The following is a 19,730-nucleotide window of genomic DNA, read 5'->3' as shown; positions in this document are numbered from 1 at the left end:
GGCCTCTGATGCAGCGATTTTTATTGTTGTTATGAATCCGATCTTCGAAACCTGCACAGATCCCTGTAGGAGTGAGCCTGCTCGCGATAGCGGTCTATCAGACGGATTTGCATTGACTGACACACCGCTATCGCGAGCAGGCTCACTCCTACAGGGATCTTCCGTGTTTACGAGATCGGGCAAAAAGCGTTCATAGAGTGTTGTTCACTATTGTTCATTGTCAATCGCTCAACTGTTCAAATGTGTTCAGCAATGAACGCCTGTTCTCCGCGCTTTCAACGATTTTCGCGACAAATCAATCACTTGCCATTTCTGGCACGAAACTCGCTCCCGTGCACAGGTCGCTTGACTCCAATAATAAAAAGGCCGAGCCATGTCACTCACCCTGGAGCACGTCAGCCGTACCGTCGAGGGCCAGATCTGGATCGACGATGCGTGCCTGAAATTCGAACCTGGTTCTTTCAACGTTTTGCTCGGCCGCACGCTGTCCGGCAAAACCAGCCTCATGCGTTTAATGGCCGGTCTGGACAAACCCGACAGCGGCCGAATCCTGATGAACGGCGTCGACGTTACCCAACGTCCGGTGCGTCTGCGCAACGTATCGATGGTCTATCAGCAGTTCATCAACTACCCGACCATGACCGTGTTCGAAAACATCGCCTCGCCGCTGCGTCAGGCCGGTGTGTCGAAAGAGATCATCCACAGCAAAGTGCAGGAAACCGCGAAGATGCTGCGCATCGAGAAGTTTCTGCAGCGCTATCCGCTGGAGCTGTCCGGCGGTCAACAGCAACGCACCGCTATGGCCCGCGCGCTGGTCAAGGATGCCGAGCTGATCCTGTTCGATGAGCCGCTGGTCAACCTCGACTACAAACTGCGCGAAGAGCTGCGCCAGGAAATGCGCGAGCTGTTCAAGGCGCGCCACACCATCGCGATCTACGCCACCACCGAGCCCAACGAAGCGCTGGCACTCGGCGGCACCACGACCATTCTTCACGAGGGCCGGGTGATTCAAAGCGGCCCGTCGACTTCGGTGTATCACCAGCCACAAAGCGTGCTCGCCGCCGAGTTGTTCTCCGAGCCGCCGATCAACCTGATGCCTGGGCGTATTGCCGGTAATGAAGTCAGTTTCGCCAATTTCGTGCACTTCCCGTTGAACGTCGATCTACGCCCGGTGGGTGAGGGCGAGTTTCGTTTTGGCGTGCGCCCCAGCCATATCTCGCTGGTGCCGAGCAACGATGACGATCTGGAATTGGCAGTGACCGTCGAAGTCGCCGAGATCAGCGGTTCGGAAACCTTCCTGCACGTGCGCAACGAGCATTTCCTGCTGGTGCTGCACCTGCCCGGCGTTCACGAATACGACGTCGATGCGCCGATCCGCATTTACATCCCGACCCACAAACTGTTTGTTTTCGATGCGCAGGGCCGGCTGGTGCAAGCACCGGGCCGGCGTGTCGCGAGGGTTGCCTGATGGCCGAAATCCGTTTGCAGCACCTCGCCCACAGTTACAGCAAAACCCCCAGCGGCGCGGAGGATTACGCGATCCGCGAGATGGATCACGTCTGGGAGCAGGGCGGTGCCTACGCCTTGCTCGGGCCGTCGGGTTGCGGCAAGTCGACCTTGCTCAACATCATTTCCGGCCTGCTCAGCCCCTCGCAGGGCCACGTGTTGTTCGACGGCAAAGCGGTCAACGACCTGACGCCGGAGAAGCGCAACATCGCCCAGGTTTTCCAGTTCCCGGTGGTCTACGACACCATGACCGTGTTCGATAACCTCGCTTTTCCCCTGCGCAATCAGGGCATGGCCGAGGCGAAAGTGCACAGCAAGGTGCAGGAAATCGCCGAAGTCCTCGACCTGCAAAACCTCCTGAGCAAGAAGGCGCGCAACCTCACCGCTGACGAAAAACAGAAAGTCTCGATGGGCCGGGGTCTGGTCCGCGACGACGTTTCGGCGATCCTCTTCGACGAACCGCTGACGGTGATCGACCCGCACCTGAAATGGAAATTGCGACGCAAGCTCAAGCAGATCCACGAGCAGTTCAACATCACCATGGTCTACGTCACCCACGATCAGCTGGAGGCCTCGACCTTCGCCGATAAGATTGCGGTGATGTACGGCGGCCAGATCGTCCAGTTCGGCACGCCTCGGGAACTGTTTGAGCGGCCGAGCCATACTTTTGTCGGTTATTTCATCGGCAGCCCCGGGATGAACCTGATCGACGTGCAGCCACAACCCGGCGGCGTCGGTTTCGCCTCGACGCATCTGCCGCTGTCTGACGCGATGCAGCGACATATCGAACACGGCCAGTGGAAAAATCTGAAGGTCGGCATCCGCCCCGAGTTTATTCACGTGTGGGACGAGCCGTTTGATGACGCGATGCAGGCAAAGGTCGTACACGTCGAAGACCTCGGCACCTACAAGATCATGACCCTCGACCTCGACGGTGCACCGCTGAAAGTGCGTCTGGCCGAAGACAAACCGGTGCCCCAGGGTACGGCGTACATCAGTTTTCCGGCGCAGTGGCTGATGGTCTATGCCGATGAGTTTCTGCTCGAAGCCCCTGAAGAAAACGAGGTGCAGCCATGAACAAGGTGCAGAACAACAAGGCCTGGTGGCTGGTGTTGCCGGTGTTTCTGCTGGTGGCGTTCAGTGCGGTGATCCCGATGATGACCGTGGTCAACTATTCGGTGCAGGACATCTTCGACCAGTCCAGCCGCTACTTCGTCGGCGCCGACTGGTACAAGCAAGTGCTGCTCGATCCGCGTTTGCACGACTCATTGCTGCGCCAGTTCATCTATTCGGCGTGCGTGTTGCTGATTGAAATTCCGCTGGGTATTGCCGTTGCGCTGACGATGCCAACCAAGGGCCGCTGGTCGTCGGTGGTGCTGATCATTCTGGCGATTCCGCTGCTGATCCCGTGGAACGTGGTCGGCACCATCTGGCAGATTTTCGGCCGTGCCGACATCGGTCTACTGGGTTCGAGCCTCAACGCGATGGGCATCAGCTACAACTACGCGGCAAACACCATGGACGCCTGGGTGACGGTGCTGGTGATGGACGTCTGGCACTGGACTTCATTGGTGGCGCTGCTGTGTTTCTCCGGTTTGCGCGCGATTCCCGACGTGTATTACCAGGCCGCGCGGATCGACCGCGCCTCGGCCTGGGCGGTGTTCAGGCACATTCAGTTGCCCAAGCTGAAGAGCGTGCTGCTGATCGCGGTGATGCTGCGCTTCATGGACAGCTTCATGATTTACACCGAGCCGTTCGTGCTCACCGGCGGCGGGCCGGGCAACGCCACGACTTTCTTGAGTCAGACGCTGACCCAGATGGCCGTAGGGCAATTCGACCTCGGTCCGGCAGCGGCGTTTTCGCTGGTGTACTTCCTGATCATCCTGTTGGTGTCCTGGCTGTTCTACACCGCCATGACGCACTCCGACGCCAACCGCTGAGGCCCGGCCATGAGCAAAAGAAAGCTTATTCCGTTGCTGGTGTACATCCTGTTCCTGCTGGTGCCCATCTATTGGCTGCTGAACATGTCGTTCAAGAGCAACACCGAAATCCTTGGCGGCCTTACGCTTTTCCCACAGGACTTCACGCTGGCGAACTACAAGGTGATCTTTACCGATCCGAGCTGGTACACCGGTTATCTGAACTCGCTGTATTACGTGAGTTTGAACACGGTGATTTCCCTGAGTGTGGCGTTGCCGGCAGCCTATGCGTTTTCGCGTTATCGCTTTCTTGGTGACAAGCACCTGTTCTTCTGGCTGCTGACCAACCGCATGGCGCCGCCGGCGGTGTTTCTGCTGCCGTTCTTCCAGTTGTATTCGTCGATTGGCCTGTTCGACACGCATATCGCCGTGGCCTTGGCGCACTGCCTGTTTAACGTGCCATTGGCGGTGTGGATTCTCGAAGGCTTCATGTCCGGTGTGCCCAAGGAAATCGACGAAACTGCCTACATCGACGGCTACAGTTTTCCCAAGTTCTTCGTAAAGATTTTCATCCCGCTGATCGGTTCCGGCATTGGCGTCACGGCGTTTTTCTGCTTCATGTTTTCCTGGGTCGAATTGCTGCTCGCGCGCACGTTGACCTCGGTAAACGCCAAGCCGATTGCGGCGGTGATGACGCGTACGGTGTCCGCTTCGGGCATCGACTGGGGCGTGCTGGCAGCGGCGGGGGTGTTGACCATCCTGCCGGGCATGCTGGTGATCTGGTTTGTTCGCAACCACGTGGCCAAGGGCTTTGCCCTCGGTCGGGTCTGAGGAGCTGATGATGGAATGGATGAGCTGGACCACGCCTACCGCAGCATTCTTCATCGTCATCGGCCTGATTCTGGTCGGCATGACGACGTGGGAATTGCGCTCGCCGAGCATCCTGCGGCGAGGTTTTCTGCCGATTGCCACCACCCGTGGTGATCGTTTGTTTATCGGTCTTCTCGGCAGCGCCTACCTGCATTTGCTGGTGATTGGCGCCACCGACTGGAGCATCTGGGTGGCGTCCGCGTTGTCCCTGGTGTGGCTGTTGGCTGTGATGCGTTGGGGCTAGTCGAGTCGTTCGGCAACGCGGCTCCACAACTTAAACAGGAGGTCTCTATGTTCGACAAAAACAATAAGCTGCGACATAGCATTTCATTGGCAGCCATGCTGGCACTCAGCGGTTTGAGCGCCGCCGCGTGGGCGGATGCCTACGAAGACGCGGCGAAAAAATGGATCGGCAGTGAATTCAAACCGTCGACCCTGACGGCCGAGCAGCAACTCGAAGAGTTGAAGTGGTTCATCAAAGCGGCCGAGCCGTTTCGCGGCATGGACATCAAGGTCGTTTCCGAGACCCTGACCACCCACGAGTACGAGTCGAAAGTGCTGGCCAAGGCGTTCAGCGAAATCACCGGGATCAAGCTCACCCACGACCTGCTGCAAGAAGGCGACGTGGTCGAGAAAATGCAGACGGTGATGCAGTCGGACAAGAATATCTATGACGGCTGGGTCAACGACTCGGACCTGATCGGTACGCACTTTCGCTACGGCAAGACCGAATCGATCACCGACCTGATGGCCAACGAAGGCAAGAACTTCACCTCGCCAACCCTCGACATCAAGGACTTCATCGGCATCTCGTTCACCACCGCGCCGGACGGCAAGATCTATCAACTTCCCGACCAGCAATTCGCCAACCTCTATTGGTTCCGCGCCGACTGGTTCGAACGCGCCGATCTGAAAGCCAAGTTCAAGGAAAAGTACGGCTACGAATTGGGCGTGCCGGTGAACTGGTCGGCTTATGAAGACATCGCCAAATTCTTCAGCGAAGACGTCAAGGAGATCGACGGTAAACGCGTTTACGGGCACATGGACTACGGCAAGAAAGACCCGTCGCTGGGCTGGCGTTTCACCGATGCCTGGTTCTCCATGGCCGGTGGCGGCGACAAAGGCTTGCCCAACGGTTTGCCGGTGGACGAGTGGGGGATTCGCGTCGAGGACTGCCACCCGGTCGGCTCCAGCGTGACCCGTGGCGGCGACACCAACGGTCCCGCCGCCGTGTTCGCCACCACCAAATATGTCGACTGGCTGAAGAAGTACGCGCCACCGGAAGCGGCGGGCATGACCTTCTCCGAATCCGGTCCGGTGCCGTCGCAGGGCAACATTGCGCAGCAAATCTTCTGGTACACCGCGTTCACCGCCGACATGACCAAGCCGGGCCTGCCGGTGGTCAACGCCGACGGCACGCCGAAATGGCGGATGGCGCCATCGCCACGCGGGCCGTATTGGGAAGAGGGCATGAAGCTTGGTTATCAGGACGTGGGCTCGTGGACGTTCATGAAGTCCACACCTGAGAAACAGAAGCTCGCGGCGTGGCTGTATGCGCAGTTTGTGACCTCGAAAACCGTGTCGCTAAAGAAAACCATCGTTGGTTTGACGCCGATTCGCGAGTCGGACATCAACTCGCAAGCGATGACTGACCTGGCGCCGAAACTTGGCGGTCTGGTCGAGTTCTATCGCAGCCCGGCCCGCGTGCAATGGACCCCGACCGGCACCAACGTGCCGGACTATCCGCGTCTGGCGCAACTGTGGTGGAGCCACATCGCCGAAGCGGCGAGCGGCGAGAAAACTCCACAACAGGCGCTGGATGGCTTGGCCAAGGATCAGGACGCAATCATGACGCGCCTCGAACGCTCCAAGGCCCAAGCCACTTGCGCACCAAAAATGAACCCGGAGCGGGATGCTCAGTACTGGTTTGATCAACCGGGTGCACCGAAACCGAAACTGGCTAACGAGAAGCCGAAGGGCGAGACCGTGAGCTACAACGAACTGCTGAAATCGTGGGCGGATGCGCGTAAGTAAAAGCTGAAATGTGAAAGGCGAACGGCACCGGAAGGTGCCGTTTTCTTTCGCGCCTGATCTACCGTAATCGCGAGCAGGCAAGCGATCCCACAGATTGCAGTGGTGTTCACAAAACTCAAAAACGCTCTGCCCACTGCAGCAGCTACTAAAGGGCGTCGGTCAATGTCAGCTTCATGCTTGAGTTTCTTCAAAGGTATCAAGCATGGCGTCAGGCAATGGCGAATCGAAATCTTCAGGCAGCACCAACTTGCCTTTCATAGCGCCAATTCGTGGTGTGCCGGTTTTTCCTGTGTGAGCGAGAAGGCGCTGCGCCCGACCTTGGACTGCCAGAGTCTCGATTCCTGCAACTAACTCACAAAACATGTCTCTGCTCATAGTGCCCCCCATCGTTCTTCTACCTGCAAAGACCTTCACCATAGAACTACTCACTCAAGGCTGGCTGTAGGACGAAGCGGATGTTAGGGCGGGAGCTTTCGGAGTTTGTGCGGAGACGAGAGCGTATCGGTAAGAAATCGTACAAAACTCCCGATTCCCATTCTGACATTCAACATGGATATCGCCTGATCCGACGCTTTCGCGAGCAAGCTCGCGAAGGCTGAGTATCAGGCAGTGCAGATGTTGAAGAACCCACCGCCATCGCGAGCAGGCGAAGGCCTACAGGTTTCAGTGGTGCCCACAAAACCAAATCACTGTGGGAGCTTGCTTGCAAGCGATGGGGCCATTGGTGTCACCGCAGGAAACCCAAGCCGGAACACGGTCAACGCCCCCGGCAAGCTTTTAACTTCCGCCACACCCTGATGCAGGCTCATGATCGAGCGCACGATCGCCAGGCCCAACCCGGTGCTGCCCTGCGAGCGCGAGCGGCTGCTGTCGACGCGGTAGAAACGGTCGAACAGATGTGGCAGGTGTTGCGCCTCAATCCCGGCACCGGGGTTGCTGACCAGCAGCGACGCCTGCGCTGCACTCTGCTCAATCAGCAACGTCACGGTTTTCCCGTTGGGGCAGTGCCGCAAAGCATTCGACAACAAATTGGAAATCGCCCGCTGAATCATCAGCCGATCACCCAGCACCGTCGCGCTCCCGACCACGTTCAAATGAATGCCCTTATCCTGCGCCGACAACGAAAACATCTCCGCCACTTTCGTCACTTCAACCTCCAGCGCCACCGATTCAAACGGCGCCAGCGCCGACGGATGACTCACCTGCGCCAGAAACAACATGTCCGACACTATCCGCGCTACACGTTCCAGTTCTTCGGTGCATGACACCAGCACATCCTTGTATTCCTCCACCGAGCGCTCGCGGGACAAGGTCACCTGCGCCTTGCCCATCAGGTTATTGATCGGCGTGCGTAACTCATGGGCCAGATCATCAGAAAACTGCGACAACTGCTGCACCCCGGCATCCAGCCGATGCAGCATGAAGTTGATGCCGTGCGCCAGTTCGCTCAGCTCCTGTGGCATGTCCACCACCGACAGCCGATGATCGAGATCCTGGGTCGAGACCATCGCCGCGACTTTGCGAAACTCGCGCATCGGCGCCAGTCCGCGTTGCACCGCGCCCCACGCCGTGAGGCCGATGAACACCAGCAACAGCGGCAAGGCAATCAGCGTCGAGCGCAAGTAGGCGCTGAGCAACGCCTCATCGTGGGCGTTATCCACCGACAACAGCACTGGCACGCTGTTGCCGTCCTTGAGGCGAATCAGTTTGGAGGCGGTGAGGAATTTCTTCCCGTCAGTGTCGGTGCTGTCGCTGTAGGCCAACTGATCTGTGGTCGCGCGAACTGCCTTCAATTCAACCCGTGGATCGGCCAGGCCAGAGCCGGATTTGAGCAGCGACGAGCGTTGATTGAGGCGGTCGTAAATGGTCAGCGTGAGGTTGTCGTGGCCCATTACCTGATCGAGCAAAATATGCGGTTTACCGCTGATTTCGTTGGCGTCGACGTACAGCGACAGGCTGTGTTCGACCTGTTGCATTTTCTTTTCAAGGCTGTCTCTGGAAAGCGCATTCAGTTCATGGGTCAGGGCGAAATAAGCGAGGATCGCCAGAAACACCACCAGCAGCGCACCGAGAATACTCACCGTCAAACCCAGGCGCATCGACAGGCTGGCGGGCTTCATTCGCGCGCCTCCAGCACATAGCCGACGCCGCGCAGGGTGTGAATCAATTTGCTGTCGAACGGCTCATCGATCTTCGCCCGCAACCGCCGGATCGACACCTCGACAACGTTGGTGTCGCAGTCGAAATTCATGTCCCACACCAGCGAGATGATTTGCGTGCGGGTCAGCACTTCGCCGGACTGGCGCATGAGCAGATGCAGCAGGGCGAATTCCTTGGTGGTCAGGTCAATACGCTGCTCGCCGCGAAACGCGCGATGACGGCCCGGGTCGAGTTCCAGATCGGCGACTTTCAGCACTTGCGGCACCGGGATGTTTTCGCTGCGGCGCATCAGTGTGCGCACCCGTGCCAGCAGCTCGGGGAATTCGAACGGCTTGACCAGATAATCGTCGGCGCCCAGATCCAGCCCGCGAATCTTGTCGGCCAGACGCCCGCGCGCGGTGAGCATCATCACTCGCGTGGAGTGAGTGCGGCGCAGTTGCTCCAGCACGCCCCAGCCGTCGAGTTCTGGCAGATTGACGTCGAGAATGATCAGGTCATAAACCTGTTGTTGCGCCAGATGCAGGCCGTCGGCGCCAGTGGCGGCGCGGTCGACGATATAACCACTTTCGGTCAAACCCTGATGCAAGTATTCGGCAGCTTTAAGCTCGTCCTCGATCACAAGGATTCGCATGATCTATCACCACTTTTATTTAATGGATATTTAATTAAGGGTGGCCGGGAAAGTTATTGTTTTTGTAGGGACTTCCGGGTGGAGTCAATAACTGAGTGACGTGCACGGTAAACGCTGTAGTGGCTACAGGGTCAACGTTTGACCTCTTTAATTCGGCCATCTGCGACAGCCTGTCGCAGCAGGGAGGTGCAAATAGCTATGTGTTGCGTTCAGGCAAGTGCTGTTGGGCGGATAACTTCGGCGTATTTGTTTCCATGTATTGCATAGTTGCGTTGCGTACTGCGCATGCTAGAGCAAAACAACTTCCTGCAACCGTGGATAACGGATTTGTAATGTTCCAGTCACCTTGTCGATAAGTTCAAAACCCTACCGTGGCGGCATCAAAGATTCTTGATTAAAGGAAGTCTTCCATTGCCCGGTTTAACAGAACTGACGGCGCGATCACGCCTGAAAAAAATAGCCAGCGGCATTCTGTTGTTGGCCAGCACCAGCCTTGCCAGTGCCTCGACCCTGACCCTCGAACAAGCCCTGCAATCGGCATTCGCCGGCAACCCGGATCTGGCCGCTGCCCAATGGGAAATCGGCATCGCCGAGGGTGACCGCAAACAGGCTGGCCTGATCCCCAACCCCGAACTGTCATGGGAGGCCGAGGACACCCGCCGCGAATCCCGCACCACCACGGTGATGCTCAGCCAGCCGATCGAACTGGGTGGCAAACGTGGCGCGCGCATTGACGTCGCCAGCCGCGCGCAGGACGCCGCCGGCATCGAGCTGGAGCGCAAGCGCAATGCCTTGCGCGCCGACGTCATTCAGGCGTTCAACGGCGCCCAAACCGCGCAACAGCGCTTGCAGTTGTCCCGCCAATCCATGCAACTGGCCGAGCACGGTTTGCGCGTGGCACAAGGTCGAATCGAGGCCGGCAAATCCTCACCTGTCGAAGGCACGCGAGCACAGGTGCAGCTCTCGGAAGTACGCCTGGAACTGAGCCGCGCCGAACGCGATCAGGCCAACGCCTATCAACAATTGGCGCAGGTCATGGGCGCACCGTTGCCGACCTCGACAAATGTACAAGCAGCCACGCAAAGCCTCGCTGCCGTACCCCCACCGACCCGCTTGCTCGAGCGTCTGAACGAGACTGCCGAACTGCGTCTGGCCAAGTTGCAGATCGATCAGCGCGAAGCATCGCTGGGCCTGGAAAAGTCCCAGCGCATTCCCGACCTCACCGTGAGCATCGGCAGCCAATACAGCGAAACCGAGCGCGAGCGGGTCAACGTGGTCGGGCTGTCGATGCCGATTCCGCTGTTCAACCGCAATCAGGGCAACGTGCTCGCGGCCGCGCGCCGAACCGATCAGGCGCGGGATCTGCGCAACGCCACCGAGCTGCGATTGCGCACGGAAGTCCAGACCAGCCTTGAGCAATGGCAGACCGCCAACGGCGAAGTCACTGCGTTCAACCAGACCATCCTGCCCGCCGCGCAAAGTGCGGTCGACAGCGCCACGCGCGGATTCGAAATGGGCAAGTTCGGCTTCCTCGATGTGCTCGATGCGCAACGAACATTGATCAGCGCTCGTAGCCAGTACATCCAGGCTGTCAGCGAAGCCACCGACGCCCGCGTACGCATCGAACGGATCTTCGGCGACCTCAGCGTCAGCCGTTGAATTTCACCTTTCAGACAACTGCGCGATGGCTCGGCGCAGAGGAGTTTCCATGGATAAAAAATTGATGATTGTCGCGGTGGCGACGTTGGCGCTGGGCATTGGTATCGGCTCGCAGTGGTCAGGTAACGCAAGCATCGACGCGCATGCCGACGAGACTTCTGAGCATGCCGATCACGCCGAAGAGGGTGCAGCGGCTGACCATGCCGAAGAGGGACACATCGAATTGAGTGCGGAGCAGATCAGTGCTGCCGGCATTCAACTGGCCGAGGCAAAACCGCAAAACATCAGCCGCGGCCTGCCGTTCCCCGGCGAAGTACGCTTCGACGAAGACCGCACCGCCCACGTTGTACCGCGCGTTCCGGGCGTGGTCGAGACGGTGGCGGTCAACCTCGGGCAGACGGTGAAGAAGGGTCAGTTGCTGGCGGTGATCGCCAGTCAGCAGATATCTGATCAACGCAGTGAGCAAGCTGCCGCGCAACGTCGTTTGGCCTTGGCGCGCACCACCTATGAGCGCGAGAAAAAGCTCTGGCAGGACAAGATCTCCGCCGAGCAGGATTTCCTCCAGGCGCGCCAGGCACTGCAAGAAGCCGAAATCGCCGTGAGCAATGCGCGGCAAAAGATCAGCGTGCTCAGCGGCAGCGTGGTCGCCACTGGCGGCAACCGCTACGAATTGCGCGCACCGTTCGACGGCGTGGTGGTGGAGAAACACCTGACGCCGGGCGAGGTCGTTGATGAAAGTACAGCGGCGTTCACCCTCTCGGATCTGTCGCGAGTGTGGGTGACGTTCGGCGTGTCACCGAAGGATCTGAACAAGGTTCAAGTAGGCAAAGCGGTCACCGTCAGCGCCCCGGAACTCAACGCAGAAGTGGTCGGCAGCGTGGCTTACGTCGGCAGCTTGCTCGGCGAACAAACCCGCACCGCGACCGTCCGCGTCACCCTGGAAAACCCACAAGGCTCGTGGCGCCCCGGTCTGTTCGTCACCGCGCTGGTGGCGACCGACAGTCGCGAAGCGAAAGTCGCCGTACCGGAATCTGCGATCCAGACCGTCGAGGACAAATCCACGGTGTTCGTGCGTACCGACGACGGTTTCGAAGCGCGCGCGGTTGAGCTGGGCAGCCGCGCCGCCGGCCATGTGGAAATCACACAAGGGCTGGAACCGGGCGCGCAAGTCGCCAGCGCCGGCAGCTTCGTCCTCAAGTCGGAGCTGGGCAAAGCCTCAGCCGAGCACAGCCACTGATCCGGAAGAATCCCATGTTCGAACGCCTGATCCAGTTTGCCATCGAGCAGCGCATCATCGTGCTGCTCGCCGTTCTGCTCATGGCCGGCCTCGGCATCGCCAGTTATCAAAAACTGCCGATCGACGCCGTGCCCGACATCACCAACGTCCAGGTGCAAATCAACACCGGCGCCGCCGGGTTCTCGCCGCTGGAAACCGAGCAGCGCATCACCTTTCCGATTGAAACCGCGATGGCCGGTTTGCCGGCACTTGAACAGACCCGTTCGCTGTCGCGCTCGGGCCTGTCGCAAGTCACGGTGATCTTCAAGGACGGCACCGACCTGTTCTTCGCCCGGCAATTGGTCAACGAGCGTCTGCAGATCGCCAAGGAGCAATTGCCCGAAGGCGCCGAAGCGGTGATGGGGCCGATTTCCACCGGCCTCGGCGAGATCTTTTTATGGACAGTGGAAGCCAAGGAGGGCGCACTCAAGGACGACGGCACAGCCTACACGCCGACCGACCTGCGGGTGATTCAGGACTGGATCATCAAGCCGCAATTGCGCAACGTGCCGGGCGTGGCCGAGATCAACACCATCGGCGGTTTCGCCAAGGAATATCAGATCGCTCCGGACCCGAAACGCCTGGCCGCGTACAAGCTGACCCTCACCGATCTGGTCACCGCGCTGGAGCGCAACAACGCCAACGTCGGCGCCGGTTACATCGAGCGCAGCGGCGAGCAATTGCTGATTCGCGCGCCTGGGCAAGTGGCGAGCACCGAGGACATCGCCAATATTGTCATGGCCAACGTTGACGGCACGCCGATCCGGGTGAAGAACGTCGCCAGCGTGGAAATCGGCCGCGAACTGCGCAGCGGCGCGGCCACGGAAAACGGGGCTGAAGTGGTGCTCGGCACGGTGTTCATGTTGATCGGCGAGAACAGCCGCACAGTCTCGCAAGCGGTCGCCAGCAAACTCGAACAAATCAACAAATCCTTGCCGCAAGGCGTGATCGCCGTGCCGGTGTACGACCGCACGCACCTGGTCGATAAAGCCATCGCCACGGTGAAAAAGAACCTCATCGAAGGCGCGATTCTGGTGATCGCGATTCTGTTTCTGTTCCTCGGCAACATCCGCGCGGCGCTGATTACGGCGATGGTGATTCCGCTGTCGATGCTGTTCACCTTTACTGGCATGTTCAGCAACAAGGTCAGTGCCAACTTGATGAGCCTCGGCGCGCTGGACTTCGGCATCATCGTCGACGGCGCGGTGGTGATCGTTGAAAACACCCTGCGTCGACTGGCCCATGCGCAGCAGCATCACGGACGTTTGCTGACCCGTGCCGAGCGTTTCAAGGAAGTCTTTGCCGCAGCGAAAGAGGCGCGGCGACCGCTGATTTTCGGCCAGTTGATCATCATGGTGGTGTACCTGCCGATCTTCGCGTTGAGTGGTGTCGAAGGGAAAATGTTTCACCCGATGGCGTTTACCGTGGTCATCGCTTTGCTTGGCGCGATGCTGTTGTCGGTGACCTTTGTGCCGGCGGCGATTGCGCTGTTCGTCACGGGCAAGGTCAAGGAAGAAGAGGGCGCGGTGATGCGTGGCGCACGTCGCGTTTATGCGCCGGCGCTGGCCTGGGTCATGTCCCATCGCGCAATCGCAGTGGGCGCGGCGTTGGGTGTGATTGTGCTCAGCGGTATGCTCACCAGTCGCATGGGCAGCGAGTTTGTGCCGAGCCTCAGCGAAGGGGATTTTGCCCTGCAAGCGCTGCGCGTGCCGGGCACTAGCCTGACGCAATCGGTGGATATGCAGCAGCGCCTGGAGACGTTGATTCTGGCGAAAGTGCCGGAAGTCGAGCGCGTGTTTGCCCGCACAGGCACGGCCGAAATCGCCTCGGATCCGATGCCGCCGAACATCTCTGACAGCTACGTGATGCTCAAACCCAAGGACCAGTGGCCGGACCCAGGCAAGTCCCGCGAAACCCTGATGGCCGAACTGCAAGCCGCCGCCGCGACGCTGCCGGGCAGCAACTATGAACTGTCGCAGCCGATCCAGTTGCGTTTCAACGAGCTGATCTCCGGCGTGCGCAGCGACGTCGCGGTCAAGGTGTTTGGTGATGACATGGACGTGCTCAACGCCACCGCTGCGAAAATCGCTGCTGCCATGCAGAAGGTCAACGGCGCATCCGAAGTGAAGGTCGAGCAGACTACCGGGTTGCCGGTGCTGACCATCAACATCGATCGCGATAAAGCCGCGCGTTACGGACTCAACGTCGGTGATGTGCAGGACACCATTGCCGTTGCGGTCGGCGGGCGTCAGGCCGGGACGTTGTATGAGGGTGATCGGCGTTTCGATATGGTCGTGCGCCTGTCCGATGCCATGCGCAAGGACATCGACGGCTTGTCGGCACTGCTGATCCCAGTGCCGGCACTGAGTGGCGCTGCGAATCAGATCGGCTTCATCGCGCTGCAAGACGTCGCCAGCCTCGACCTGGTGCTCGGGCCGAATCAGGTCAGCCGCGAGAACGGCAAGCGACTGGTGATCGTCAGTGCCAACGTGCGCGGGCGTGATATCGGCTCATTTGTCAGCGAGGCCGGCGAAGTGATCGAACGTGACGTGCAGGTCCCTGCCGGTTACTGGACCAGTTGGGGCGGGCAGTTCGAGCAACTGCAATCGGCGGCCAAGCGCTTGCAGATTGTGGTGCCGGTGGCGTTGCTGTTGGTGTTCGGGTTGTTGTTCATGATGTTCAACAACCTGAAGGATGGCTTGCTGGTGTTTACCGGGATTCCGTTTGCGCTGACTGGCGGGGTGATGGCGTTGTGGTTGCGGGATATTCCGCTGTCGATTTCGGCGGGGGTCGGGTTTATCGCGTTGTCCGGGGTGGCGGTGTTGAACGGCTTGGTGATGATTGCGTTTATTCGTAATTTGCGTGAGGAGGGGCGGTCGCTTTCGGACGCCATTCACGAAGGTGCTCTCACTCGTTTGCGGCCAGTGTTAATGACAGCACTGGTGGCGTCGCTGGGCTTCATCCCGATGGCGCTTGCGACCGGCACCGGCGCGGAGGTGCAGCGTCCGCTGGCGACCGTGGTGATCGGCGGGATTCTGTCTTCCACGATCCTCACGCTGCTGATCTTGCCGGCGCTATACCAACTTGCCCATCGCCGGGATGAGGACGCCGTTCCAACTAAATAGGTAATCCCCTCTGTAGGAGTGAGCCTGCTCGCGATAGCGGTCTATCAGTCAGATCTACATTGACTGACCCACCGCTATCGCGAGCAGGCTCACTCCTACAGGTTTTGTGTTCGACTTCAGGAGAGTGCCGGGCACATAACGGATATGTAATTTCCCCGCCACCGTCACGATAGGTTCGGATTGTTACCTTGATCCCGTCAGTTACTTAAACGAGGAATCAACGATGAAACTTACCCAACTCACTGCCTTCGCAGCCGCTCTGGCGATCTCTTCCGTAGCGTTGGCAGAAGGCGGCGGCGACCGCACATTCGAGCGGATGATGACCAGCAACGACCGCTCCATGGAACGGTTCGTCGCCAAGGAAAAAGCCGCCGGCAACCCGGTTGTCGTCACTGACAAGAAAGACGACAAAACCCGCGACCTGTAAGCCTGCAGCACCTGAACAAGCCCTTCATCGCGCATCGATGCCGGGCTTTTTTTTCAAGCCGGGACGGGAAGGAAATGGATATGAACATGCTCAAGTGGATCGCGTTCGTCGGCGTAATGGCGATGTCTGCGAATGTGCTGGCCGAAGGCGGTGGTGACCGCACCTTTGAACGCGCGCTCAGCGCCAACAGCAAAGCCATGGAACAGTACGCCGCCAACCAGGGCAAAGCGCCGCCGGTGGTGAAGGATTACGAATACGGAATGAAGCTGGACGTGGTCAAAGTGGTGAGCGTGGTGAAGCCGCAGGCGGCGTGCAAAGTGGTGCCCACCGCGATGACCTACGAGGACTCCAAAGGTCTGCTCAATACCATCAAGTACAACGTGATGGGCGTGTGTCGAAACGGCGGGAGCTGAATCCTTCACGGCGAAACGCGGTCCCGTGTAGGAGCTGCCGAAGGCTGCGATCTTTTGACTTTGATTTTCAAGATCAAGATCAAGATCAAAAGATCGCAGCCTTCGGCAGCTCCTACAGGGGCCGAATTGCAATACCACGCTGCGTATTTCAATTCGTAATGTTTAAGTGTTGTGTGAGAAGTGCGGAACCTTCCCACAATGTTTTCAGGTTGTCCGTCGGACGTCAGCTCTCTAGCCTGTGTGGGTCGCTGCCAATTCAGCGATCGGGATTGGAACCCTGCGGATCAACTGAAGCAAGACGCACTGTTCATGACGTATGCTTGCGCACTTTCATGTGTGCACTCCGTTATGGCGGCTGTGCGCGGGAGACTTCGAGTCTGTCGGGTTTGCTCAGTTGCCCGGGTTCCAACCTGCGTACAGCTGCCACCCTTTCGCGTGGAACCGAAAGGGCCAGCTCCACCTTCAAGCTGAGTAAAACATTATGAAAAAGCCAACCCCGAATCCCCCCGAAACAGACGCCATCCCCGACGCCAACTCAACATCGCCTTACGCCTCCGTCGACACCCGAAAACTCCACGAAGCCGCCGACCGCGCCCTCGATTTCTACCTCAAACCGTCGACCGCCATCATGTCCGCACCGTACATCCCCAACCAGATGTTCCTGGTCAATCCCAAAGCCGACACCGAATCATTACTGGCCAACGCCAGCGAATCCCTGGTCTCGGCCACGGTGATGCTCGGTGACTTCGTCGCGCTTCTGGGCGGCACCCATCGCAAGACCCTGCTCGGCATCGCGCAGGTGGTCATGCTTGGCGAACTGGCGGTGAACAAGGCACTGGATAACGTAGATCCAAACGCGTAGTTATCAATGGCCAGTTTTTAACAGTTGTTTTTGCGTTGACCTCAAAATCCTGCCCCCTCACCCCAGCCCTCTCCCCCGAGGGGGCGAGGGGGAAGGGAGCGGATCTTCAAGCCATTCAAAACCAGAGTACGCCTCGGTTTTTCAGGTCGATGTATCTTCAACAACCAGCTCGGTCAGTCCCCTCTCACCCATGGGGCGAGGGGGAAGGGCGCAGGCTTTCAAGCCATTCAAAACCAGAGTACGCCTCGGTTTTTCAGGTCGATGTATCTTCGACAACCAACTCGGTCAGTCCCCTCTCCTCCAGGGTGAAAGGGAGCGGATCTTCAAGCCATTCAAAACCAGAGTACGCCTCGGTTTTTCAGGTCGATGTATCTTCAACAGCCAACTCGGTCAGTCCCCTCTACCTCTGGGAGAGGGTGAGGGCCGGGCCTGAACCTGGAATACATAACCACGGCAAAACGCAAAGCAAAAAAAAGCGCCCCGAAGGACGCCAAAAGATTCACCTCTTACCAAAGGAGCAAGGAGCTTCTAAAGGTGAATTTGCATCAACCGCGCAATCAAAGAATCGCCAGCGGATACTCGACAATCACCCGCACTTCATCCAGATCCGACTCGAACGCCGTGGCGCGGGTTGTGGCTTGGCGCAAGCGCAGTGACAGGTCTTTCATCGAACCGCTTTGCACCACGTATTTGACTTCGATATCGCGCTCCCAACGTTTCTGATCGGTCAGCGGATTGCCCTCGGCATCGCGGCGCATATACACGGCGTTAGCGTTGGAATAATCAGCGTCGGTGCCGCGTGCGTAACGGGTCATGAACGACAGACCGGGTACGCCATAAGTGCTCATGTCGAGGTCATAGCGCACCATCCACGAACGCTCTTTCGGCGAGTTGAAGTCGCTGTACTGGATCGAGTTGTCGAGGAAGATCGAATCGGACTGGCGCAGGTAATCGAAGTCGTCATTGCCGTTGTTGCGCTGGTGGGAGAGGGCGACGGAGTGGGCACCAAGCTTGACGCCAACGCGGCCGCTCCAGATGTTGTTGTCGAACTCGCCGAGCAGTTGTTTGCCCTCGTCGACGGCCTTGTAATAGTTCAGGCCACCGAACAGTGAAAGGTCATCGGACAGCGGATAGGTCCAGGCGGTGCCTGCGTAGTACTGATTCCACGCATCCTTGAGACGGCTGGAATAGAGGCTGAAACTGAGGTTTTTGTTCAGCACATAATCACCGCCGCCATACGCGATCCACGGCGAATTGACCGGGCCTGCGTAGAAGGTCGCGAAGTTCTCGCGCATGTCGCTGGACACCGGTTGGCTCATCGCGTGCAACCGACCGCCCAGCACCGACAGACCTTCAATGCTGGTGTTGCTCGCTGTCACCCCGCGAAAACTTTCCGGCAACAAGCGCGAGTCACCCGCCGCAACCACCGGGTTGACCGGGAAAACATCACCGACCTTGATCACCGTATCGAACGCCCGCACTTTCGCGGCGCCGCCGACCTTGGTGTATTCGTCCCGCGCTTCGCCGTCGCTGTTGACCGGCAACACATCAAACGAACTGCGCCCGCCATTACGGCCGTCACCGGTGTCGAGTTTCAGTCCGATCATCGCAAACGCATCAACCCCGACCCCGACGGTGCCTTGGGTGAAACCGGATTCGAACTTGCTGATCACGGCATGCGCCCAAGCCTCGGAATAACCGTTGCCGGTGGGGCTGGACTGACCATTGCGATGATCACGATTGAAGTAGAAATTGCGGTTGAGCAGCGTAAGGCTGCTGCCTTCGACAAAGCCTTCGGGTTTGTCTTCTGCAAACACCATGGACGGCCCGGCGCCGACCACCGCCGCTAAAGCGGCCATCGATATTTTTGTAGGGTTAACCATCAAACACTCCTTGGGTTCGGCAGAACGGGAACGTGCTTCGGCGTGGGTTTTATTGTTCGGCGGGGCAGGGCCCGCCGGCATGGTCGCCGGGTGACATCGTTGCAAACTGCGGATAACGTCGAGGTGATGGGGGAATTACAATTTCGTCATGTGGTTATATGGATTGAGTGAACGCCACACAAACCTGTGGGAGCGAGCTTGCTCTGGGCGGCGTTCCGACGAAAGCGGAGTGTCAGCCAATCAAGATGTTGAAAGTGTCTACGCCTTCGCGAGCAGGCTCGCTCCCACAAGTGGTCTGAGGTGTACCTGAGTGTTGGGAACGACACACAATCTGTAGGAGTGAGCCTGCTCGCGAAAGCGGAGTGCCAGGCTCTGAAGAGGGTTGATGTGCCGACGCTTTCGTCGGAACGCCGCCCGGAGCAGGCTCGCTCCCACAGTAATCCGGATGATTCTGATAGATCACATGTGAGCGGATGTGGCTTTTATCTTTCGAAGGTATCCAGCAAGCCATGTGATACAGATGCATCAATTTCGGCGGGAAGTATGAGTTTGCCTTTCATGGCGCCGATCCGTGTTACCCGGGTCTTCTTCAAGGTGATTTTGCCTTGGCGTTCTTCGGCTAACGCATCAAGGCCATTCATCAATTCTGAATAAATATCCCGCTTCATGGTTCGTGGATCTCCACTTGATATGTGATCCCCGAATTTAACGAAAAATGTCTTCTACGGAATGTCAGCCATTGCTCAGGGGTTTGCAGGCAAATTCCTAAAAAGGGGAGGGCGTTGAGATCAAAAGACCTCAGTCTTCGGCATCTCATAAAGGCTGTGATCTTTTGACGGTAACTCTACAAAACGAAACTGGCACTCGAAGGTGCCGTTTTGCGTAGCTAGTAGACTTTTGTGCTTCTACGTTACTTGCGATCCAGCGCTATTTCTTTACGGTTAATGACTTTCTCGTTCACGACG

General features: G+C 58.4%; 16 protein-coding genes and 1 pseudogene. 12 read left to right on the top strand and 5 right to left on the bottom strand.

Going from position 1 to position 19,730, the window contains the following annotated elements:
• Nucleotides 1-373: 373 nt before the first annotated feature.
• From ACOYXH_RS14820 to ACOYXH_RS14795, 6 genes are read left to right on the top strand one after another with little or no spacing between them, the layout of a single operon-like run.
• Nucleotides 374-1,468, top strand: a complete 1,095-nt coding sequence (locus ACOYXH_RS14820) for an ABC transporter ATP-binding protein (RefSeq protein ID WP_095048092.1) — start codon at nucleotides 374-376, stop codon at nucleotides 1,466-1,468.
• The gene (locus ACOYXH_RS14815; RefSeq protein ID WP_460409729.1) at nucleotides 1,468-2,583 is read left to right on the top strand and encodes an ABC transporter ATP-binding protein; all 1,116 of its coding nucleotides are present in this window, start codon (nucleotides 1,468-1,470) and stop codon (nucleotides 2,581-2,583) included. Before ACOYXH_RS14820 ends, ACOYXH_RS14815 begins: the two co-directional genes overlap by 1 nt.
• Nucleotides 2,580-3,446, top strand: a complete 867-nt coding sequence (locus tag ACOYXH_RS14810) for a carbohydrate ABC transporter permease (protein WP_007912484.1) — start codon at nucleotides 2,580-2,582, stop codon at nucleotides 3,444-3,446. The genes ACOYXH_RS14815 and ACOYXH_RS14810 overlap by 4 nt, the downstream gene beginning before the upstream one ends.
• A gap of 9 nt (nucleotides 3,447-3,455) precedes the next feature.
• A complete protein-coding gene (locus tag ACOYXH_RS14805; protein ID WP_003192012.1) occupies nucleotides 3,456-4,256 on the top strand; it encodes a carbohydrate ABC transporter permease in 801 nt (266 codons plus the stop codon).
• A 10-nt stretch (nucleotides 4,257-4,266) separates the two neighbouring features.
• Nucleotides 4,267-4,539, top strand: a complete 273-nt coding sequence (locus tag ACOYXH_RS14800) for a DUF2160 domain-containing protein (protein ID WP_007912485.1) — start codon at nucleotides 4,267-4,269, stop codon at nucleotides 4,537-4,539.
• Nucleotides 4,540-4,586: 47 nt separating this feature from the next.
• Nucleotides 4,587-6,329 carry an ABC transporter substrate-binding protein gene (locus ACOYXH_RS14795; protein ID WP_258708478.1) on the top strand — a complete coding sequence of 581 codons (1,743 nt, stop codon included), beginning with the start codon at nucleotides 4,587-4,589 and terminating at the stop codon, nucleotides 6,327-6,329.
• 171 nt (nucleotides 6,330-6,500) lie between these two features.
• Here ACOYXH_RS14795 and ACOYXH_RS14790 read toward each other — a convergent pair whose 3' ends face one another.
• From ACOYXH_RS14790 to ACOYXH_RS14780, 3 genes are all read right to left on the bottom strand, one after another.
• Nucleotides 6,501-6,746 carry a hypothetical protein gene (locus tag ACOYXH_RS14790; RefSeq protein ID WP_258708477.1) on the bottom strand — a complete coding sequence of 82 codons (246 nt, stop codon included), beginning with the start codon at nucleotides 6,744-6,746 and terminating at the stop codon, nucleotides 6,501-6,503.
• 269 nt (nucleotides 6,747-7,015) lie between these two features.
• Entirely contained in the window at nucleotides 7,016-8,449 is a 1,434-nt protein-coding gene (locus tag ACOYXH_RS14785; RefSeq protein WP_460409728.1) for a heavy metal sensor histidine kinase, read from the bottom strand.
• The gene (locus tag ACOYXH_RS14780) at nucleotides 8,446-9,120 is read right to left on the bottom strand and encodes a heavy metal response regulator transcription factor (RefSeq protein ID WP_320413176.1); all 675 of its coding nucleotides are present in this window, start codon (nucleotides 9,118-9,120) and stop codon (nucleotides 8,446-8,448) included. The genes ACOYXH_RS14785 and ACOYXH_RS14780 overlap by 4 nt, the downstream gene beginning before the upstream one ends.
• Nucleotides 9,121-9,531: 411 nt before the next feature.
• On the opposite strand from ACOYXH_RS14780, the gene ACOYXH_RS14775 reads away from it, so the two are divergent.
• The 6 genes from ACOYXH_RS14775 (at nucleotide 9,532) to ACOYXH_RS14750 (ending at nucleotide 16,882) form a co-directional block, all read left to right on the top strand.
• Nucleotides 9,532-10,779, top strand: a complete 1,248-nt coding sequence (locus tag ACOYXH_RS14775; protein ID WP_320413175.1) for a TolC family protein — start codon at nucleotides 9,532-9,534, stop codon at nucleotides 10,777-10,779.
• A 49-nt stretch (nucleotides 10,780-10,828) separates the two neighbouring features.
• The gene (locus ACOYXH_RS14770; protein WP_220556487.1) at nucleotides 10,829-12,016 is read left to right on the top strand and encodes an efflux RND transporter periplasmic adaptor subunit; all 1,188 of its coding nucleotides are present in this window, start codon (nucleotides 10,829-10,831) and stop codon (nucleotides 12,014-12,016) included.
• A 14-nt stretch (nucleotides 12,017-12,030) separates the two neighbouring features.
• Nucleotides 12,031-15,180 carry a CusA/CzcA family heavy metal efflux RND transporter gene (locus ACOYXH_RS14765; protein WP_258708473.1) on the top strand — a complete coding sequence of 1,050 codons (3,150 nt, stop codon included), beginning with the start codon at nucleotides 12,031-12,033 and terminating at the stop codon, nucleotides 15,178-15,180.
• 223 nt (nucleotides 15,181-15,403) lie between these two features.
• Nucleotides 15,404-15,607 (top strand): co-regulatory protein PtrA N-terminal domain-containing protein, encoded by a 204-nt coding sequence (locus tag ACOYXH_RS14760; RefSeq protein WP_095124490.1) that lies wholly within the window; start codon nucleotides 15,404-15,406, stop codon nucleotides 15,605-15,607.
• Nucleotides 15,608-15,687: 80 nt separating this feature from the next.
• Nucleotides 15,688-16,020 carry a DUF2790 domain-containing protein gene (locus ACOYXH_RS14755; protein WP_095124491.1) on the top strand — a complete coding sequence of 111 codons (333 nt, stop codon included), beginning with the start codon at nucleotides 15,688-15,690 and terminating at the stop codon, nucleotides 16,018-16,020.
• A 481-nt stretch (nucleotides 16,021-16,501) separates the two neighbouring features.
• Complete coding sequence (locus ACOYXH_RS14750) at nucleotides 16,502-16,882, top strand: DUF6124 family protein (protein WP_460409727.1); 381 nt, start codon at nucleotides 16,502-16,504, stop codon at nucleotides 16,880-16,882.
• A 557-nt stretch (nucleotides 16,883-17,439) separates the two neighbouring features.
• Here ACOYXH_RS14750 and ACOYXH_RS14745 read toward each other — a convergent pair.
• On the bottom strand, nucleotides 17,440-18,765 hold the full coding sequence (locus ACOYXH_RS14745; protein ID WP_460409726.1) for an OprD family porin: 1,326 nt from the start codon (nucleotides 18,763-18,765) through the stop codon (nucleotides 17,440-17,442).
• Between the two features lie 575 nt (nucleotides 18,766-19,340).
• Nucleotides 19,341-19,433, bottom strand: a pseudogene (locus ACOYXH_RS14740) (transcriptional regulator); the annotation flags it as partial.
• Nucleotides 19,434-19,730 lie beyond the last annotated feature (297 nt).

This window comes from Pseudomonas sp. Mb7, from assembly GCF_054790525.1.
This window is presented reverse-complemented; position numbering and strand designations above follow the sequence as displayed.

Excerpts from the sequence above, each read along its gene's own strand:
- ACOYXH_RS14820 (WP_095048092.1), top strand. The coding sequence starts at position 374 with ATGTCACTCACCCTGGAGCACGTCAGCCGTACCGTCGAGGGCCAGATC.
- ACOYXH_RS14815 (WP_460409729.1), top strand. The coding sequence starts at position 1,468 with ATGGCCGAAATCCGTTTGCAGCACCTCGCCCACAGTTACAGCAAAACC.
- ACOYXH_RS14810 (WP_007912484.1), top strand. The coding sequence starts at position 2,580 with ATGAACAAGGTGCAGAACAACAAGGCCTGGTGGCTGGTGTTGCCGGTG.
- ACOYXH_RS14805 (WP_003192012.1), top strand. The coding sequence starts at position 3,456 with ATGAGCAAAAGAAAGCTTATTCCGTTGCTGGTGTACATCCTGTTCCTG.
- ACOYXH_RS14800 (WP_007912485.1), top strand. The coding sequence starts at position 4,267 with ATGGAATGGATGAGCTGGACCACGCCTACCGCAGCATTCTTCATCGTC.
- ACOYXH_RS14795 (WP_258708478.1), top strand. The coding sequence starts at position 4,587 with ATGTTCGACAAAAACAATAAGCTGCGACATAGCATTTCATTGGCAGCC.
- ACOYXH_RS14790 (WP_258708477.1), bottom strand. The coding sequence starts at position 6,746 with ATGGTGAAGGTCTTTGCAGGTAGAAGAACGATGGGGGGCACTATGAGC.
- ACOYXH_RS14785 (WP_460409728.1), bottom strand. The coding sequence starts at position 8,449 with ATGAAGCCCGCCAGCCTGTCGATGCGCCTGGGTTTGACGGTGAGTATT.
- ACOYXH_RS14780 (WP_320413176.1), bottom strand. The coding sequence starts at position 9,120 with ATGCGAATCCTTGTGATCGAGGACGAGCTTAAAGCTGCCGAATACTTG.
- ACOYXH_RS14770 (WP_220556487.1), top strand. The coding sequence starts at position 10,829 with ATGGATAAAAAATTGATGATTGTCGCGGTGGCGACGTTGGCGCTGGGC.
- ACOYXH_RS14765 (WP_258708473.1), top strand. The coding sequence starts at position 12,031 with ATGTTCGAACGCCTGATCCAGTTTGCCATCGAGCAGCGCATCATCGTG.
- ACOYXH_RS14760 (WP_095124490.1), top strand. The coding sequence starts at position 15,404 with ATGAAACTTACCCAACTCACTGCCTTCGCAGCCGCTCTGGCGATCTCT.
- ACOYXH_RS14755 (WP_095124491.1), top strand. The coding sequence starts at position 15,688 with ATGAACATGCTCAAGTGGATCGCGTTCGTCGGCGTAATGGCGATGTCT.
- ACOYXH_RS14750 (WP_460409727.1), top strand. The coding sequence starts at position 16,502 with ATGAAAAAGCCAACCCCGAATCCCCCCGAAACAGACGCCATCCCCGAC.
- ACOYXH_RS14745 (WP_460409726.1), bottom strand. The coding sequence starts at position 18,765 with ATGGTTAACCCTACAAAAATATCGATGGCCGCTTTAGCGGCGGTGGTC.